Raw genomic sequence first — 16034 nt, 5'->3', positions numbered from 1 at the left:
GTTAGCTGAGTGAATTACGCGGAGACGGCGCAGACGGATCACACGGTCGAGTCGAGCGCCTGCCGGATGTCGGCGACCAGGTCGCCCACGTCCTCGAGCCCCACGCTGATGCGCACGAGCCCCGGCGTGATGCCCAGCGCCGCCTTCTGCTCGTCCGGCAGTCGCTGGTGCGTCGTCGTGGCCGGATGCGTCGCGATGCTCTTCGCGTCGCCCAGGTTGTTCGAGATGATGCAGATCTCGAGGGCATTCAGGAACCGGAACGCCGCCGCCTGACCGCCCTTCACGTCGATCGACAGGACTGTCCCGCCCGAGCCCATCTGCCCTCGCGCCAGATCGTGCTGGGGGTGCGAGGGCAGGCCGGGGAAGATCACCCGCTCAAGCCGGGGATCCCCGTCCAGCGCCTCGGCCACCGCCTGCGCGCCGGCGGCCTGCGCCCGTACCCGCAGGTCCAGCGTCTCCATCCCCTTGAGCAGCACCCAGGCGTTGAAGGGGCTCATCGCGCCGCCGGTGTGCTTTAGGTACGGCTCGACCGTCTTGCGGATGAACTCCCGCGTGCCCAGGATCACGCCGCCCAGGCAGCGGCCCTGGCCGTCGATGTGCTTCGTCGCCGAGTAAACGACCACGTCCGCCCCCAGTTCGAGCGCGCGAGAGAAGACCGGCGTCGCGAACACGTTGTCCACGATGACCGTCGCCCCCACCGCGTGGGCGATTTCGGCCACGCCCTTGAGGTCGATGACCTCGAGCGTAGGGTTCGACACCGACTCGAGGAACACGGCCTTCGTCTCTGGCCGCACCGCGCTGCGCCAGGCGTCAAGGTCGGTGCCGTCTACGAAGGTGACCTCCACCCCGAACCGGCCCAGAACCTCTTCCAGGATGTAAAGGCACGACCCGAAGAGTGCCCGGCTCGACACGACGTGGTCACCGGCCCGCAGCATCGAGGTCAGCGCGCCATTGACCGCGGCCATGCCGCTGGCCGTGGCAAAGGCGTCCTCGGCCCCTTCCAGGGCAGCGACGCGGTCCTCGAACATCCGCACCGTCGGGTTGCCGTAGCGGGCATAGATGAATTCGTCGTCGCCAGCCTTCAGGAAACGCTGCTGGGCGTCCTCGGCGGTTTCATAGACGAAGCCCTGGGTGAGGAAAATCGCCTCGCTCACCTCGTTGTACTGGCTGCGGCGGGTGCCGCCGTGCACCAGCTTGGTGCGGGTGTTCCAATCGCTCATTGCCGCCTCCGCGCAACAAAAAACCCCACCGCTCAGAGCGCCGGGGTGCGAACATCCCAGACCTCTTTAGCGGAATGTTTAACGTGGCCCGCAATCCGGTGAACAAATCGCCACGACATCGACCGGATACGCCTCGCCACGCCGCCGGTCAAGCGCCGGCCGCCCCTGCGGCAGCGCGCAGGTTCTTCGCCTTGCGTTCCCGGCCTGGTGCCCCAACTCTCGCCCTGACCATATAAAAGGAGACCGCCATGACCGCGCCCATCGACCTGTACTACTGGCCCACGCCCAACGGCTGGAAAATCTCGATCGCGCTCGAGGAGATGGGCCTGCCGTACAACGTGCACCTCGTGAACATCGGCAAGGGCGCGCAGTTCGAGCCCGATTTCCTGAAGATCTCGCCCAACAACAAGATGCCGGCCATCGTCGACCCCGAAGGCCCGGACGGTGCGCCGATCACGGTCTTCGAATCGGGCGCGATCCTGCAATACCTCGCCCGCAAGACCGGCACCTTTGCCGGCTCGACCGAACGGGAGAGGGTCGCCGTCGAGCAATGGCTCATGTGGCAGATGGGCGGTCTCGGCCCCATGGCCGGACAGGCGCACCATTTCCTCAAGTACGCCCCCGCGATGGACCCGCCGGCGGACCTTCCCTACGCCAAGGACCGCTACCGCAACGAGACCGCGCGCCTTTACGGCGTGCTCGACCGGCGACTGGCGGACAACACGTACGTGGCCGGAGACTTCTATTCCATCGCGGACATGGCGATCTGGCCCTGGGCGATCCTGTGGGAAGGGCAGGAGCAGACGCTCGACGACAAGCCGAACCTCGCGCGCTGGCTGGACCTCGTGGGCGGTCGCGATGCGGTGAAGACTGGCCGCGCCGTGGCCGAGGAGCAGCGCTCGAACATCCAGGACGACCGCGAGGCGCAGGAAAATCTCTTCCGCCGCCGGGGGTAGGTGCGGGGCGGCCGGCGTCGAGGGGGCTGTCTGCCCCCGCTCGGGCTGCGCCCGAGCCCCCCGAGGATATTTCCCGACCAGAGATGACTCGGTAACTGGCTTTTAACCCGCGGCGGAAATAGTCGGCCGGGCGGTACAGGCAGGGATGCCGATTATCGCGACCGGAGATGGCGGCCCGTCCTCCGTAATGGGGACGGGCCGTTGCGCTGCTGGTCATCTTCGGTCTGCTAAATATCCCGGGGGAGGCCGCCGAAGGCGGGCGGGGGCAGAGCCCCCCGACGACGGGCGAGCAAGGCGCTCGGGAGAGCAAGCGGCGGTCCGTCAGTCTTGACGCGCCGCGCCGCGCGGGCCAAGCCTGCGCCTCATGATCGATCTGCGCCCCGTGGGATATGTCATCGGCCTTCTGGTCGCCGCGCTGGGCGCGGCGATGGCTGTTCCGCTGGCCGTGGACCTTGCCGCCGGCAACGGGCATTGGTGGGTGTTCCTTGAGAGCACCGTGATCACGGCTCTTACCGGGACGTTGCTCGCGCTGGCCTGCGCCAATGCCGTGGCCGAGCGGTTGACGATCCAGCAGACCTTCCTTCTGACCACCGCCGTGTGGGTGCTGCTGCCCGTTTTCGGCGCCGTCCCCTTCGTCCTCGGGGCCACCGACGCCAACTGGACCGACGCCTTCTTCGAGGCGGTCTCGGGCCTGACCACGACCGGATCGACGGTGTTCGAGGATCTCGACGACCTGCCGCGCGGGCTGCTTCTATGGCGCTCGATGCTGCAATGGTTCGGCGGCATCGGCATCATCGTCGTCGCCATGGTGTTTCTGCCCGAGTTGCGGGTGGGCGGCATGCAGATCTTCCGCTCCGAGGCCTTCGACACGATGGGCAAGATCCTGCCCCGCGCAGCCGAGATCGCGGCGCGCATCTCGTGGATTTACGTCGTGCTGACCTTCCTGTGCTTTCTCGGCTACGCCGCGCTCGGGATGGGCAGCTTCGACGCGATCAACCACGCGCTGACGACCATGTCGACGGGCGGCTTTTCCACGCGCGACGCGTCCTTCGGGGCGTTCCAGGGTGCGCCGGAATACCTTGCATCGGTCTTCATGATCCTCGCGAGCCTGCCGTTCGTGCGCTACATCCAGGTCATCTCGGGCAGCATCGCACCGATCTGGCGGGATGCGCAGGTGCGCGCCTACATTGCGACCATCCTCGCGGCCTCCGGGATCATCGTGGTGTTCGAAGTGCTCGCCGACGACCGCCCGCTGGAGGAAAGCTTCCGCGAGGCGCTGTTCAACGTGACGTCCATCATCTCGGGCACGGGCTACGCCAGCGTGGACTACCAGCTATGGGGTGTCTTCGCGATGGTGATGTTCTTCTTCCTCGGCCTGATCGGCGGCTGCGCGGGGTCGACTTGCTGCTCGGTCAAGATCTTCCGCTACCAGATCCTGATGTCGTCGATCCGCGCGCAAATCCGGCGCATCCACTCGCCCCACGGCCTGTTCACGCCGCGCTTCGACAACCGCCCCGTGGGCGAGGACGTCCTGAACTCGGTCATGGCGTTCTTCGTCCTGTTCATCGTCTCGCTCGGCGCGCTATCGGTGCTGCTGTCGATGACCGGGCTGGATTTCGTCACATCGCTCTCCGGCGCGGCCACGGCGATCGGCAATATCGGCCCCGGACTTGGCGACGAGATCGGCCCGGCCGGCAACTTCGCCGACATCAACCCCACGGCCAAGTGGCTCCTCATCGCCGGGATGCTGGTGGGCCGTCTGGAGCTGATGGTCGTCTACGTGCTGTTCACCGTCTATTTCTGGAGAGCCTGACGTCGCAACGAGCGCAAGAGCCTTGCCGAAGGCTCTTTCCTGGTTCCTTCGTACGGATTGCGAAGCGTAGCGGCGATTGCAGCGCCGCCACGGCGCCGCTAAGTCTGCGCCCATGGTCGCCACGCACTTCAGCCACGTTCGCACCTGGGTCTTCGACCTGGACAACACCCTTTACCCGCCCGAGGCGGCGCTTTTCGACCAGATCGAGGTGCGCATGACCGACTGGGTGATGCGCGAGCTCGGCGTGGACCGGGCCGAGGCCGACCGCCTGCGAAAGCTCTACTGGGCGACCCACGGCACCACGCTTGCCGGTCTGATGGAGGTTCACGGCGTCGATCCCGAAGGCTACCTCCACGAGGTGCACGACATCACGCTCGACCACATGGAGATCGACGCTGCGCTGGTCGAGCATGTGGGCACGCTGCCGGGCCGGCGCATCGTCTATACCAACGGCAGCCGTCCGTATGCCGAGCGGGTGCTGGCCGCGCGCGGGCTGACGGGCCTTTTCGACGCGATCTACGGCGTCGAGCACGCGGGCTTCCTGCCCAAGCCCCGGCGCGAGGCGTTCGACACGGTGTTCCGGCTCGACGGGCTCGACTGCGCGGCGGCGGCGATGTTCGAGGACGACCCGCGCAACCTGGCCGAGCCGCACGCCATGGGCCTGCGTACGGTGCTTGTGGGCCCCGAGCCGCACGAGGCGCCGCACATCCACCACCACACCGACGACTTGACGCATTTCCTGTCGCAGCTCTGCGCACCCTTTGCGGGGCGGCCCGGCCGCGCTACCTCAGCCGCATGACGCGGAACACGACGGACATCCTGATCTCGGGCGCCGGGATCGCCGGCATGGTCGCCGCCGCCCTGCTGGCGCGGCAGGGGCGGCGAGTGACGCTGGTGGACCCGATGCCGCCCGTCGCGGCGGCGGGGGACGCGGGCTCGGACCTGCGGTCGACCGCCTTCCTCCAGCCGTCGCGCAAGCTGTTCGAGGAGGCGGGGCTGTGGGACGCGCTCGACGCTCACGCGACGCCGCTCGACAAGCTGCGCGTGATGGACACCTCAGGCTGGCCGCCGGTGATCCGTGACACCCGCACCTTCGTGCCGGACGACCTGGGCCACGACACCTTCGGCTGGAACCTTCCGAACTGGCTCACCCGCCGCGAACTGGCGCGGGTGCTGGAGGAGACGCCGGGCGTCGACCTGCGGCTCGGTACCGGGTTCCGGGCGATGCTGACTCGCGACCGCGAGGCGATCGTCACGCTGAGCGACCGTTCGCAGGTCTCGGCCCGGCTGGTGATCGGGGCGGACGGCCGCGCCTCGCCCGTTGCCGATGCGGCAGGGATCGGGATGCGGACGACGCGCTACGGGCAGAAGGCGCTCGCCTTCGCGGTGACGCACGCGCTGCCGCACGACAACGTCTCGACCGAGGTCTACAATCGCGGCGGCGCGACCACGACGGTGCCGCTGCCCGACCAGGACGGCCGCGCTGCCTCGGCCATCGTGTGGATGGAGGACGGGCCGCGGGCGGTGCAACTGTCGCACATGGTGCCCGAGGATCTGGCAGACGAGCTTGACATGCGCATCTGCCACGTGCTCGGCCCCTCGCGTCTGGCGACGCCAGTGCGGGTGTGGCCGGTGGTGACGCAGACGGCCGAGCGGCTGACGGCCCGCCGCACCGCGCTGGTGGCCGAGGCCGCGCACGTCCTGCCGCCCATCGGGGCGCAGGGGCTGAACACCTCGCTCGCCGACGTGGCGGACCTGGCGCACCGGATCGCCGAGGCCGAGGACCCGGGTGCGGAGGCGCTGCTGGACGGCTATGCCGCCTCGCGGGCGCGCGATATACGGGCGCGCGCCAAAGTCGTCGACCTGTTCAACCGCGTCTGCCGGTCGGACATTCCGGCGGTGCAGGCGATGCGGCTGGCCGGGCTGAAGGCCGTCCACGGCCTGACGCCCGTCCGGCGCACGGTGATGCGCGCCGGACTGGGCAGCGAGGGCGATCGTCAGAACACCTGATCGAGCGCTGCTTCCAGCCGGGCGACGCTCGCGTCCACGTTCTTGAGCTTGTCGAGCCCGAAAAGCCCGATGCGGAAGCTGCGGTAGTCGTCGCCTTCGCCCACCATCAGCGGCACGCCCGCGGCGATCTGCAGCCCGTGCGCGGCGAAGGCCTTGCCGGTCTGCACGTCCGCCCGGTCGGTATAGGCGACCACGACGCCCGGCGCGCCGAAGCCCTCGGCCGCGACCGAGCGGATGCCGCGGTTCGCCAGCGCCGCCCGCACCGCATCGCCCTGTTTCCACTGCGCCTCGGCCAGCTTGTCGAAGCCGTATTCCTTGGTCTCGACCATCGCGTCGCGGAAGCCGCGCAGGGCGTCGGTCGGCATGGTCGCGTGATAGGCGTGGCCGCCGTTCTCGTAGGCCTCCATGATCTGCAGCCATTTGCCGAGGTCCGCGGCGAAGCTGGTGGACTTGCGGGTCTTCACGCGCTCCACCGCCGCCTGGCTCATCATCACGAGGCCCGCCGACGGCGACGCCGACCAGCCCTTCTGCGGGGCCGAGATCAGCACGTCCACGCCCGCCGCCTTCATGTCCACCCAGGCACAGCCCGAGGCGATGCAGTCGAGCACGAACAGCCCGCCGACCTCGTGCACCGCGTCCGCCACCTGCCGCACGTAGGCGTCGGGCAGGATCATGCCGGACGACGTCTCGACATGCGGGGCGAAGACGATCTCGGGGCGCTCGGTACGGATGCGCTCGACCACCTCCTCGACCGGCGCCGGGGCGAAGGGCGCCTGCGGACCGTTGCCGGTGCGGCGGGCCAGCATCACCACCTCGTCCGAGGGGATGGAGCCCGCTTCGAAGATCTGCGTCCAGCGATAGGAGAACCAGCCGTTGCGGACCACCAGCGCCTTGGCGTCGGTCGCCAGCTGACGCGCCACGGCCTCCATCGCGTAGGTCCCGCCGCCCGGCACGACGGCCACGGCGTCGGCGTTATAGACCTCGCGCAGGAGCGAGGAGATGTCGCGCATCACCTGCTGGAACGCCGCGCTCATGTGGTTCAGCGAACGATCGGTGAAGACGACCGAGAACTCCGTCAGGCCGTCGGGGTCGATGTCGGGACGAAGGGCGGGCATGGGCGGCTCCTGTGGTTGTTCGCGTGGCGATTAGCACGGGGTGGGAAAGCAGTCACGTACGGGCGGGGGGCGATGGTAAGGCGCATTCCTTGGTCAGAATCCATTCGCTGCCGCTCCGCCCGGGCCGCTTGCCGCCCGGGCCGCGCCCGTTCGCCCCCATGGGCGGGCGCTTCCCTTCGCCAGTCGCGCCCAATCGCACGTCGCTTCACCCCAGCGGCCCCGGCAGCCTCTCTTCGCTCAGCAGCACGTTCGACTCGATCTGTCCGACCCCCGGCAGCGTCATGATGCGCCGCCGCAGGATGCGCTCGAAATCGGCCAGGTCGCGCGCCACCACCCGCAGGCGGTAGTCGTAGAGGCCCAGCACGTGGCTTACGCTCTGCACCTCCGGAATCGCGGTGATCGCACGCTCGAAGTCCTCCAGCGACACGCGCCCCTTCGTGGCCAGCTTGATGCCGAGGAATACGGTGACACCGAACCCCAGCGCCTCGACGTCGAGGTCCACGCGACGCCCCGACAGCACGCCCGCCTCCTCCAGCCGCTTCAGCCTGCGCCACGCGGCGGGCTGGCCCAGCCCGAGCGCACGCCCCAAAGCCCCGGCCGAAAGCGTCGCGTCGCCCTCGACCAGCCGTAGGAGCCTGCGGTCGATGTCGTCGAGTTCGGTCATATGGGCAGGCCCTCGGGCGTCTTGATCCGCGCGACCTCCATCAGCGCCTCGATGTCGGCGATGTGCGGCAGGGCGAGGACGCGGTCGCGGTAGATCTCCTGATAATGCTTCATGTCCCGCGCGATGATGGACAGGCGCACGTCGACGCGGCCGAGGAACGTCTGGATCTCGATCACCTCGGGCACCTGCCGTGCGGCGGCGATGAAGTCGTCGAACGCGGTGCGCTGCGTCTTGTCGAGCGTGATCCTTAGCGAAACCTCGACCTCGTAACCGAGCGCGCGCCAGTCGATCACGCCGTGGATGCCCCGCAGGATTCCCTGCGCGCGCAGCTTCTCGAGCCGCCGCGCGGCCATCTGCGCGGTCACCCGCGAGCGGGCGGCGAGGGCGGAGGTCGTCAGCTTCGGATCGGCCTGGAGCTGGCGCAGAAGGCGGCGGTCGATGTCGTCGAGCATGATTTCTTCAATAGCGGCGCTTCCGACGCATGGAAACCATCAACGTGCGGCGCGTTATCCGCAAACCACCCACTCGCTTTGGCGGGGCGCCCTGCCTATGGTCACGCCAACAGCAAGCAAGGAGGACGGCCATGCGCGTCTATTACGATCGCGACTGCGACATCAATCTGATCAAGGACAAGAAGGTGGCCATCCTGGGCTACGGCTCGCAAGGGCACGCCCACGCGCTGAACCTGCGCGACTCGGGCGCCAAGAACGTGGCCGTCGCGCTGCGCGAAGGCTCGCCCAGCCGCGCCAAGGCCGAGGGCGAGGGCCTGCAGGTCATGGGCATCTCGGAAGCCGCCGCCTGGTGCGACCTGATCATGTTCACCATGCCCGACGAGCTTCAGGCCGAGACGTACAAGAAGTACGTACACGACCACCTGAAGGAAGGCTCGGCCATCGCCTTCGCGCACGGCCTGAACGTGCACTTCGGCCTGATCGAGCCGAAGCCCGGCGTCGACGTCATCATGATGGCGCCGAAGGGCCCGGGCCACACCGTGCGCGGCGAATACGTCAAGGGCGGCGGCGTGCCCTGCCTGGTCGCGGTGCACAACGACGCCTCGGGCAAGGCGATGGAAATCGGTCTGTCCTACTGCGCCGCGATCGGCGGCGGCCGCTCGGGCATCATCGAAACGAACTTCCGCCAGGAATGCGAGACCGACCTCTTCGGCGAGCAGGCCGTGCTCTGCGGTGGCCTCGTCGAGCTGATCCGCATGGGCTTCGAGACGCTGGTCGAGGCGGGCTACGAGCCCGAGATGGCGTACTTCGAGTGCCTGCACGAGGTGAAGCTGATCGTGGACCTGATCTACGAAGGCGGCATCGCGAACATGAACTACTCGATCTCGAACACCGCCGAATACGGCGAGTACGTGTCAGGTCCGCGCATCCTGCCCTACGAGGAGACCAAGAAGCGCATGAAAGAGGTCCTGTCCGACATCCAGACCGGCAAGTTCGTGCGCGACTTCATGCAGGAGAACGCCGTCGGCCAGCCGATGTTCAAGGCGACCCGTCGCCTGAACGACGAGCACCAGATCGAGCAGGTGGGCGAGAAGCTGCGCGCGATGATGCCGTGGATCTCGGCCGGCCGCATGGTTGACAAGTCGAAGAACTGAGGCGCGCGGGGGCCATGCCCCCGAGCCACCGGACCCGTGGGGTTCCCGGCACGTCCGGGAGCCCCTTTTCGTTCGTCGGAAGGAGTCTTGCATGACGTCGCAGCCCACGCTCGCCAACTGGCTGACGATTCTTGCGCTCGGGGTGATCTGGGGCGGGACCTTCGCGGTCGTCTCGCTTGCGCTGACCGGCTACGGCCCGCTGACCGTGGCGGCGGCGCGCACCACGCTGGGGGCGGCGGCGCTGCTGGTCCTGATGCGGGCGATGGGGCGCCCGTGGCCGGAGGGCGGGCGGCGGCTGTGGCTGCACGTGGCGGCGATCGGCACCTTGTCCACAGCCGTCCCGTTCTTCCTGCTGAGCTGGGGGCTGCAGTTCGTCCCCTCGGCCTTCGGCGGGCTGGCCATGGCGGCGCTGCCGCTCTTCGTGCTGCCCATGGCGCACTTCTTCTCGGACGAGCCACTGTCGCTGCGCCGGGCGGCCGGTGTGGTGACGGGGTTCGCGGGCGCGCTCGTGCTGCTGGGGCCGGGCGTCCTGCAGGTAAGCGGCGCCGACCTGGGGCCGCTGGGGCGCCTGGCCTGCCTGGCGGCGGCGGTCAGCTATGCCTGCGCCTCGGTCCTCACGCGCCGCTGCCCGCCGGTCGATCCGATCGTCCTGAGCGCGCTGACCCTGATGGTCGGGGCGGCGGTCCTGATCCCCGTGATGCTGCTGGTCGAAGGCGTGCCCGGCTGGTCGGGCGCGACGCCGGGACTGGCGATCCTGTTCCTGGGTCTCGTTCCGACGGCCATGGCGGTGCTGCTGCGGATCATGGTGATCCGCTCGGCCGGCTCGGTGTTCATGACGCTGGTGAACTACCAGGTGCCGGTCTGGTCGATGGTGATCGGCTGGGCGGCGCTGGGCGAGGACCTGCCGTGGCGCTTCTTCGCGGCGCTTGCGCTGATCCTCGCCGGGCTCGTCGTCAGCCAGTGGGGCGCGCTGGGGCGGCTCTTCGGCCCCTGGCGCTGAGGCTTGAAGAGGCGGAGCGGCAGGGCCGCTCCGCCCCGGTCAGTTCCAGCAGCTCACCAGTACCGTCATGTCGGCGGCGAGCCGCGTCAGTTGGTCGGGGTTCAGCCCCTCGCCACGATCCGACGCGCGGGCGGGCAGGCCCTGGTCCGACAGGAAGCCGGCGATCGTCTCGACATCGGCGGCGAAGGACACGCGGTCCGGCAGCACCTTGCCGTCCTCCGACGCGCGCGGCAGCAGCATGCCCATCACCGACCCGCTTTCGCTGAGGACGGGGCCGCCCGCGTCGCCGGGCTGCGGCGCGATGTCCAGCCGATTGACGCTGTCCTCGCCCGACAGGCCGCGCAGGTCGGCGACGGTGCCGTAGGTCAGGGTCGGCGCGCCCAGCACCCCCTCGTAGGAATAGCCCGAGACGGCGACGCGGCTTTGCAGGCGCGGGATGTCGGTGTGAAGCCGGGCATAGGCGAGCGGCGCAAGCGTCTGGCGCGGGCGCAGCAGGGCCAGCCCGCTGGTGTCGTCGGTCGCCGCGATCTCGGCCTCGATGTCGTCGTTCAGCGTGATCCGGCGGCACTGTCGCAGCACGTCCGAGGTCGTCAGCACTGCACCGTCGCCGTCCACGTAGAAGCCCGAGCGCGACAGGTCCGGGCGGCGGATCTGAAGGCCCGAGACGAGGTCGATGCGCTGGTCGGCGCCCGGCTCACCCATTTCGTCGGGCAGCACACCGGGCATGCGGCGGAAGCTTTCGCGCATGCGGTCGAGCACGCGGGCACGACGGTCCTCGTCGTCCGCGGGCCAGATCAGCGTAAAGCCCTTGATCTGCCCGTTTTGCAGCGACGCCTCGGTGTGCGAGACGATGTCCTGCCCCCGGCCGGTCAGCGAGAAGCTGTCGCCGCTTTGCTGGCGCGGCCCCTCGGGGGGCACGATCTCGAGCGTCTGCATGATGTCGAAAAGCCCGCGGAGCGTATCGCGGTCGCCGCGCTGGCTGATGAGCAGAACCTTGACCGGCTCTTCGCCATCCTGCGGCTCGTAGTGGGCGAAGGGCGGCACGTAGCGATCGAACGATACCAGCGCGGTGGGCATGGCGATGGCGATGCCTGCCTCCTCGTCGCGCACGAGCTCCATGCCAAGCCCGTCGAACACGGCGTAGTAGTCCGACAGAAGCTCCTCGCGCTGGCGGGTGGTCAGGACGCCCGTCGCCTCGTACCCCCGGCGACGCTGCCACTCGGCCATGGCCGAGCGCGTGCCCTGCCCGAAGAGCGCGTCGATGGGTCCGTCATAGACACCGGACCAGCGCATCGCCTCCTGCAGCTCGCGCTGTTCGTCGTTGGTCAGCGCACGCTCGCTCTGGCGGGCCTCGGCGACGGTCTCGAAGTCGGGGGCGGTGTCCTCTTGCCGCTGCGCGGCCTCCTGCGGCCGAGACTGTTGCGGCTGAGACTGTTGCGACTGCAACTGTTGCGTCTGCGACCCGCCGGTGTCGCGCGACACGCGGCTGCCGCCGATGGGCCAGAACTGGTCGCGAAAGCCCTGTCCGTCGGTGGTGAAGCTGTCCGAGGGGATCAGGCCCTGCCGGCGCAGGCGGGCGCGCACGTCCTCGGCCTGCTGCGGGCCGTAGGGGCCCAGCACGATGGCATACCAGCTGGTCGAGCCCAGCTGGAAGCCTGCCACGTTCTCCAGACGGCGGGCATAGGTGCTTGCGCGGTCCTGCGCCTCGCTCAGCGTCGGCTGCGCCTCGATCTGCAGCCAGACCTCCTGCTGCGCCTGCGCGCTGGTGCACAGGCCGGCGAAAAGGATCGCCAGCAGGATCCTGCGAAAAACGTTCATGCTCTGCCTCGGTGTCGATGTCGTCCGTTGGTCGAAGAACCTATCAGCCCCGCCGTCGGTTGCACGTCAAGAAGTCCTGAGCGCCGCGTGCCCCGCGATTGACCCTTGTTGCCCTTCTGCCTATTGGGGACGGGACTTTCAGCAAGGGCCAGGGAGCACCGCAGATGCAGACCGGCGCATCGCGTCCGAAGAGTTTCCAGGAAGTGATCCTGAGGCTCCAGACCTACTGGGCGGGGCAGGGCTGCGCGGTCTTGCAGCCCTACGACATGGAGGTCGGTGCGGGCACCTTCCACCCGGCAACGACGCTGCGCGCGCTGGGATCGAACCCGTGGGCGGCGGCCTATGTCCAGCCGTCGCGGCGGCCGACCGACGGGCGCTATGGCGAGAACCCGAACCGGCTGCAGCACTATTACCAGTACCAGGTGCTCATCAAGCCGTCGCCGCCGGATTTCCAGCAGCTCTACCTGGGCTCGCTGGCCGCGATCGGGATCGACTTCGACTACCACGACATCCGCTTCGTCGAGGACGACTGGGAAAGCCCGACGCTGGGCGCCTGGGGCCTGGGCTGGGAGGTCTGGTGCGACGGCATGGAGGTCAGCCAGTTCACGTACTTCCAGCAGGTCGGCGGCCACGACTGCAAGCCGGTCTCGGGCGAGCTGACCTATGGCCTGGAACGCCTTGCGATGTACGTCCTCGGCATTGACCACGTGATGGAGATGCCGTTCAACGACCCGTCCTCGCCCATCCCGCTGAGTTATGGCGACGTGTTCAAGCAGACCGAGGAGGAATACTCGCGCTGGAACTTCGACGTGGCCGAGACCGAGATGCTGCTGCGCCACTTCGAGGATGCCGAGGCCGAGTGCGAGCGCATCCTCTCGCACGAGCACGAGGACCCGAAGACCGGCCGCCGGATCGTCATGGCCCACCCGGCCTATGACCAGTGCATCAAGGCATCGCACCTGTTCAACCTTCTGGATGCGCGCGGCGTGATCTCGGTCACCGAGCGGCAGGCCTATATCGGGCGGGTGCGGGCGCTGGCGAAGCGCTGCGCCGACGCCTTCGTGCAGACCTCCGCCGGGGGATGGACGCAGGCCGCATGACCGGCAAGATCATCGCCATCACCCTTGCCGCGCTGGCGCTGATCGCCGGCGGGGCGATGTATTACCTGCAGGTCTATGCCTATTACGAGGACGTGGACTTCACGCAGGAAATGCTGCGCCTGACGCCCGTGGACGACGAGACGCCGCAGGCGATCCCGGCTGCGGCGCAGGTGGGCATCGACGCCGACAGCTCGCCCCTGCGCTTCCGCGCCTGCTTCGAGACGTCGGTGCCGCTGGAGACGCTGCGGGCGGAGTACGCGACCTATCCCAACCCCGTGCCGCTGACCGCCCCCGGCTGGTTCGACTGCTTCGACGCCGAAACCATTGCCGGCGCGCTGGAACGCGGCGAGGCCGAGGCGTTCCTGGGGGAAAAGAACATCGCCTACGGCGTGGACCGCGTGGTCGCCGTCTACGAGGACGGCCGCGCCTATGCCTGGCACCAGCTGAACAACTGCGGCGAGACGGACTATGCCGGCAACCCCGTCGGCGAAGAGTGCCCGCCGCGAGAGGACTTTGAGTGATGCCCGACCTTCTGATCGAACTCTTCTCCGAGGAAATCCCGGCCCGCATGCAGGCCAAGGCCGCCGCCGACCTCAAGAAGCGCGTGACCGACGGGCTGGTCGAGGCCGGGCTGACCTATGCCTCGGCCGGAGCCTTCTCGACTCCGCGCCGCCTGGCGCTGGCCGTCGAGGGGCTGCTGGCTGAATCGCCGACCGTGCGGGAAGAACGCAAGGGCCCCCGCGCCGACGCCCCGGAGAAGGCGGTCGCCGGCTTCCTGCGCGCCACCGGCCTGACCCGCGACCAGCTCGAGGTGCGGGCCGAGAAGAAGGGCGAGGTCTTCTTCGCCACCATCGAGAAGCCGGGCCGCCCGGCGGCCGAGATCGTGGCCGAGGTGCTTGAAGCCACCATCCGGAACTTTCCCTGGCCGAAGTCCATGCGCTGGGGAAGTGGCACGCTGCGCTGGGTGCGGCCGCTGCACTCGATCCTCTGCATCCTAAGCGACGAGGGCGGCGCGTCGGTCGTGCCGATGTCGGTCGACGGGATCGAGGCCGGCAACACCACCGAAGGCCACCGCTTCATGGCGCCGGGCCGGTTCGAGGTATCGGGGTTCGAGGATTACCTGGAGAAACTGCGCAAGCGCCACGTCATCCTGTCGCCCGAGGAACGCGCCGAGCACATCCTGAGCGACGCGCGAAACGCCGCCTTCGCCAGCGGCCTCGAGCTGGTCGAAGACAAGGGGCTGCTGTCGGAAGTGGCCGGGCTGGTCGAATGGCCGGTCACGCTGATGGGCGAGATCGGCGAAGACTTCCTGAACCTGCCGCCCGAGGTGCTTCAGACCTCGATGAAGGAGCACCAGAAGTTCTTCTCGGTGAAGGACCCCAAGCGCGGCCAGATCACCCGCTTCGTCACCGTGGCGAACCGCGAGACGCCGGACCACGGCGCAACGATCCTCGCCGGTAACCAGAAGGTGCTGTCGGCCCGCCTGTCGGACGCCAAGTTCTTTTGGGAGAACGACCTGCGCGTGGCCAAGGACCAGCGGATGCAGCCTTGGATCGACACGCTGAAGAACGTGACCTTCCACGCGCAACTGGGCACGCAGGCCGAGCGCATCGATCGCATCGCGGCGCTGGCGCGTGAAATCGCGCCGGTCGTGGGGGCCGAGCCCGACAGCGCCGAGCGCGCGGCGCGCATCGCCAAGGCCGACCTCGCGTCTGAAATGGTCTACGAATTCCCCGAACTCCAGGGCATCATGGGCCGCTACTATGCAGAGGCCGCGGGCTACACCGCCGACGAGGCCGCGGCGGCGCAGGAGCATTACGCGCCGCTGGGCCCCTCGGACGACGTGCCCTCCGCCCCCGTCTCGGTCGCCGTGGCGCTGGCCGACAAGCTGGACACGCTGACCGGGTTCTGGGCCATCGACGAGAAGCCCACGGGCTCGAAGGATCCGTTCGCCCTGCGTCGGGCGGCGTTGGGGGTTATCCGGTTGGTGTTGGCAAATCAGCTCCGCCCCAACCTGAAGCACGTTCTGCTGAAGGCTTTCGCTCCGCAGCCTGCTGATAAACTCGCAGATGCTGCCAAGTCGGCGGATGGGGAAGCGAAGCTGCTCGCCTCGACTGAAATGGGCGAAAGTTCTTTTGCATACGATGAGAAAGAGGCGGTCGTTCTCGACCTCCTCTCCTTCTTCCACGACCGCCTCAAGGTCCACCTGCGCGACGAAGGTATCCGGCACGACGTGATCGACGCCTGCCTCGCGATGCCGCAGTCGGACGACCTGACGCTGCTGGTGAAGCGGGCCGAGGCGCTGTCGGACTTCCTCAAGACCGACGACGGCGAGAACCTGTTGCAGGGCTTCAAGCGCGCCAACAACATCCTCGCCCAGGCCGAGGAAAAGGACGGCGTGGAGTATTCCTTCGGTGCCGACGTGAAGTTCGCCGAGACGCACGAGGAAAAGGCGCTGTTCGCCGCGCTCGACGCCGCCGAGAAGCGGATCGAACCGGCGATGAAGGACGAGGATTTCGTCGCCGCCATGTCCGCGATGGCGCACCTGCGCCAACCCATCGACGCCTTCTTCGAGGCCGTCCAGATCAACACCGACAACCAGATCGTGCGCCGCAACCGGCTGAACCTTCTCAGCCGCATCCGCACCATCTGCCTGTCGGTCGCCGACCTGACCCGTATCGAAGGCTGAAACGCTCCCGCAGGGCCCCGGCCTTGCGGGAAACGCCACGGGC

14 protein-coding genes and 1 riboswitch are annotated in these 16034 nt (G+C 68.4%); of the genes, 9 read left to right on the top strand and 5 right to left on the bottom strand.

The genetic code is table 11. The features are described 5' to 3' along the window. Positions 1–38: 38 nt before the first annotated feature. The gene (metZ, locus tag BM162_RS00830) at positions 39–1220 is read right to left on the bottom strand and encodes an O-succinylhomoserine sulfhydrylase (RefSeq protein ID WP_093416438.1); all 1182 of its coding nucleotides are present in this window, start codon (positions 1218–1220) and stop codon (positions 39–41) included. A gap of 45 nt (positions 1221–1265) precedes the next feature. Next, a riboswitch (SAM riboswitch) is annotated at positions 1266–1344 on the bottom strand. 124 nt (positions 1345–1468) lie between these two features. On the opposite strand from metZ, the gene BM162_RS00825 reads away from it, so the two are divergent. The 4 genes from BM162_RS00825 to BM162_RS00810 all read left to right on the top strand — a co-directional run bounded on the left by BM162_RS00825 (position 1469) and on the right by BM162_RS00810 (position 5999). Then, complete coding sequence (locus BM162_RS00825; RefSeq protein WP_093416436.1) at positions 1469–2176, top strand: glutathione S-transferase N-terminal domain-containing protein; 708 nt, start codon at positions 1469–1471, stop codon at positions 2174–2176. A 364-nt stretch (positions 2177–2540) separates the two neighbouring features. After that, positions 2541–3989, top strand: a complete 1449-nt coding sequence (locus tag BM162_RS00820) for a TrkH family potassium uptake protein (RefSeq protein WP_093416434.1) — start codon at positions 2541–2543, stop codon at positions 3987–3989. A gap of 112 nt (positions 3990–4101) precedes the next feature. Continuing rightward, positions 4102–4788, top strand: coding sequence for a pyrimidine 5'-nucleotidase (locus tag BM162_RS00815; RefSeq protein WP_093416431.1), 687 nt, complete (start codon positions 4102–4104; stop codon positions 4786–4788). Continuing rightward, positions 4785–5999: an FAD-dependent monooxygenase gene (locus tag BM162_RS00810; protein ID WP_093416428.1), complete on the top strand. Its 1215-nt coding sequence runs from the start codon at positions 4785–4787 to the stop codon at positions 5997–5999. Before BM162_RS00815 ends, BM162_RS00810 begins: the two co-directional genes overlap by 4 nt. Here BM162_RS00810 and BM162_RS00805 read toward each other — a convergent pair. The 3 genes from BM162_RS00805 to BM162_RS00795 form a co-directional block, all read right to left on the bottom strand. After that, positions 5987–7114: an aminotransferase class V-fold PLP-dependent enzyme gene (locus BM162_RS00805; protein ID WP_093416426.1), complete on the bottom strand. Its 1128-nt coding sequence runs from the start codon at positions 7112–7114 to the stop codon at positions 5987–5989. The genes BM162_RS00810 and BM162_RS00805 overlap by 13 nt on opposite strands. Before the next feature lie 205 nt (positions 7115–7319). Next, positions 7320–7778, bottom strand: a complete 459-nt coding sequence (locus BM162_RS00800) for an Lrp/AsnC family transcriptional regulator (protein ID WP_093416423.1) — start codon at positions 7776–7778, stop codon at positions 7320–7322. Further along, positions 7775–8230, bottom strand: coding sequence for an Lrp/AsnC family transcriptional regulator (locus BM162_RS00795; protein ID WP_093416421.1), 456 nt, complete (start codon positions 8228–8230; stop codon positions 7775–7777). The genes BM162_RS00800 and BM162_RS00795 overlap by 4 nt, the downstream gene beginning before the upstream one ends. Before the next feature lie 131 nt (positions 8231–8361). On the opposite strand from BM162_RS00795, the gene ilvC reads away from it, so the two are divergent. Both ilvC and BM162_RS00785 read left to right on the top strand, forming a co-directional pair. Then, positions 8362–9384: a ketol-acid reductoisomerase gene (ilvC, locus tag BM162_RS00790; protein ID WP_093416418.1), complete on the top strand. Its 1023-nt coding sequence runs from the start codon at positions 8362–8364 to the stop codon at positions 9382–9384. Between the two features lie 91 nt (positions 9385–9475). Then, the gene (locus tag BM162_RS00785; protein WP_093416415.1) at positions 9476–10384 is read left to right on the top strand and encodes a DMT family transporter; all 909 of its coding nucleotides are present in this window, start codon (positions 9476–9478) and stop codon (positions 10382–10384) included. 39 nt (positions 10385–10423) lie between these two features. On the opposite strand, the gene BM162_RS00780 is transcribed toward BM162_RS00785, so the two are convergent. Then, the gene (locus BM162_RS00780) at positions 10424–12202 is read right to left on the bottom strand and encodes a serine protease (RefSeq protein ID WP_093416413.1); all 1779 of its coding nucleotides are present in this window, start codon (positions 12200–12202) and stop codon (positions 10424–10426) included. Between the two features lie 164 nt (positions 12203–12366). Between BM162_RS00780 and BM162_RS00775 the strand changes: the two genes are divergently transcribed. The 3 genes from BM162_RS00775 to glyS are packed head-to-tail and all read left to right on the top strand — an operon-like array spanning position 12367 to position 15991. Beyond that, on the top strand, positions 12367–13302 hold the full coding sequence (locus tag BM162_RS00775) for a glycine--tRNA ligase subunit alpha (RefSeq protein ID WP_093416410.1): 936 nt from the start codon (positions 12367–12369) through the stop codon (positions 13300–13302). After that, positions 13299–13823 (top strand): DUF6446 family protein, encoded by a 525-nt coding sequence (locus tag BM162_RS00770; RefSeq protein ID WP_093416408.1) that lies wholly within the window; start codon positions 13299–13301, stop codon positions 13821–13823. The genes BM162_RS00775 and BM162_RS00770 overlap by 4 nt, the downstream gene beginning before the upstream one ends. Then, entirely contained in the window at positions 13823–15991 is a 2169-nt protein-coding gene (gene glyS / locus BM162_RS00765) for a glycine--tRNA ligase subunit beta (protein WP_093416406.1), read from the top strand. Before BM162_RS00770 ends, glyS begins: the two co-directional genes overlap by 1 nt. Positions 15992–16034: the final 43 nt, after the last annotated feature.

Origin of the sequence: Tranquillimonas alkanivorans, from assembly GCF_900115595.1 — a bacterium.
In the GTDB taxonomy this organism is placed as follows: Bacteria; Pseudomonadota; Alphaproteobacteria; order Rhodobacterales; family Rhodobacteraceae; genus Tranquillimonas; species Tranquillimonas alkanivorans.
Note: the sequence above shows the minus strand (reverse complement) of the source record. Positions and strands in the feature narration are given on the sequence as shown.

Bases quoted from the DNA above. Each gene is read 5' to 3' on its own strand.
- BM162_RS00770 (WP_093416408.1), top strand. From the start codon at position 13,299: ATGACCGGCAAGATCATCGCCATCACCCTTGCCGCGCTGGCGCTGATC.
- metZ (WP_093416438.1), bottom strand. From the start codon at position 1,220: ATGAGCGATTGGAACACCCGCACCAAGCTGGTGCACGGCGGCACCCGC.
- BM162_RS00785 (WP_093416415.1), top strand. From the start codon at position 9,476: ATGACGTCGCAGCCCACGCTCGCCAACTGGCTGACGATTCTTGCGCTC.
- BM162_RS00810 (WP_093416428.1), top strand. From the start codon at position 4,785: ATGACGCGGAACACGACGGACATCCTGATCTCGGGCGCCGGGATCGCC.
- BM162_RS00825 (WP_093416436.1), top strand. From the start codon at position 1,469: ATGACCGCGCCCATCGACCTGTACTACTGGCCCACGCCCAACGGCTGG.
- ilvC (WP_093416418.1), top strand. From the start codon at position 8,362: ATGCGCGTCTATTACGATCGCGACTGCGACATCAATCTGATCAAGGAC.
- BM162_RS00815 (WP_093416431.1), top strand. From the start codon at position 4,102: ATGGTCGCCACGCACTTCAGCCACGTTCGCACCTGGGTCTTCGACCTG.
- BM162_RS00795 (WP_093416421.1), bottom strand. From the start codon at position 8,230: ATGCTCGACGACATCGACCGCCGCCTTCTGCGCCAGCTCCAGGCCGAT.
- glyS (WP_093416406.1), top strand. From the start codon at position 13,823: ATGCCCGACCTTCTGATCGAACTCTTCTCCGAGGAAATCCCGGCCCGC.
- BM162_RS00820 (WP_093416434.1), top strand. From the start codon at position 2,541: ATGATCGATCTGCGCCCCGTGGGATATGTCATCGGCCTTCTGGTCGCC.
- BM162_RS00780 (WP_093416413.1), bottom strand. From the start codon at position 12,202: ATGAACGTTTTTCGCAGGATCCTGCTGGCGATCCTTTTCGCCGGCCTG.
- BM162_RS00800 (WP_093416423.1), bottom strand. From the start codon at position 7,778: ATGACCGAACTCGACGACATCGACCGCAGGCTCCTACGGCTGGTCGAG.
- BM162_RS00805 (WP_093416426.1), bottom strand. From the start codon at position 7,114: ATGCCCGCCCTTCGTCCCGACATCGACCCCGACGGCCTGACGGAGTTC.
- BM162_RS00775 (WP_093416410.1), top strand. From the start codon at position 12,367: ATGCAGACCGGCGCATCGCGTCCGAAGAGTTTCCAGGAAGTGATCCTG.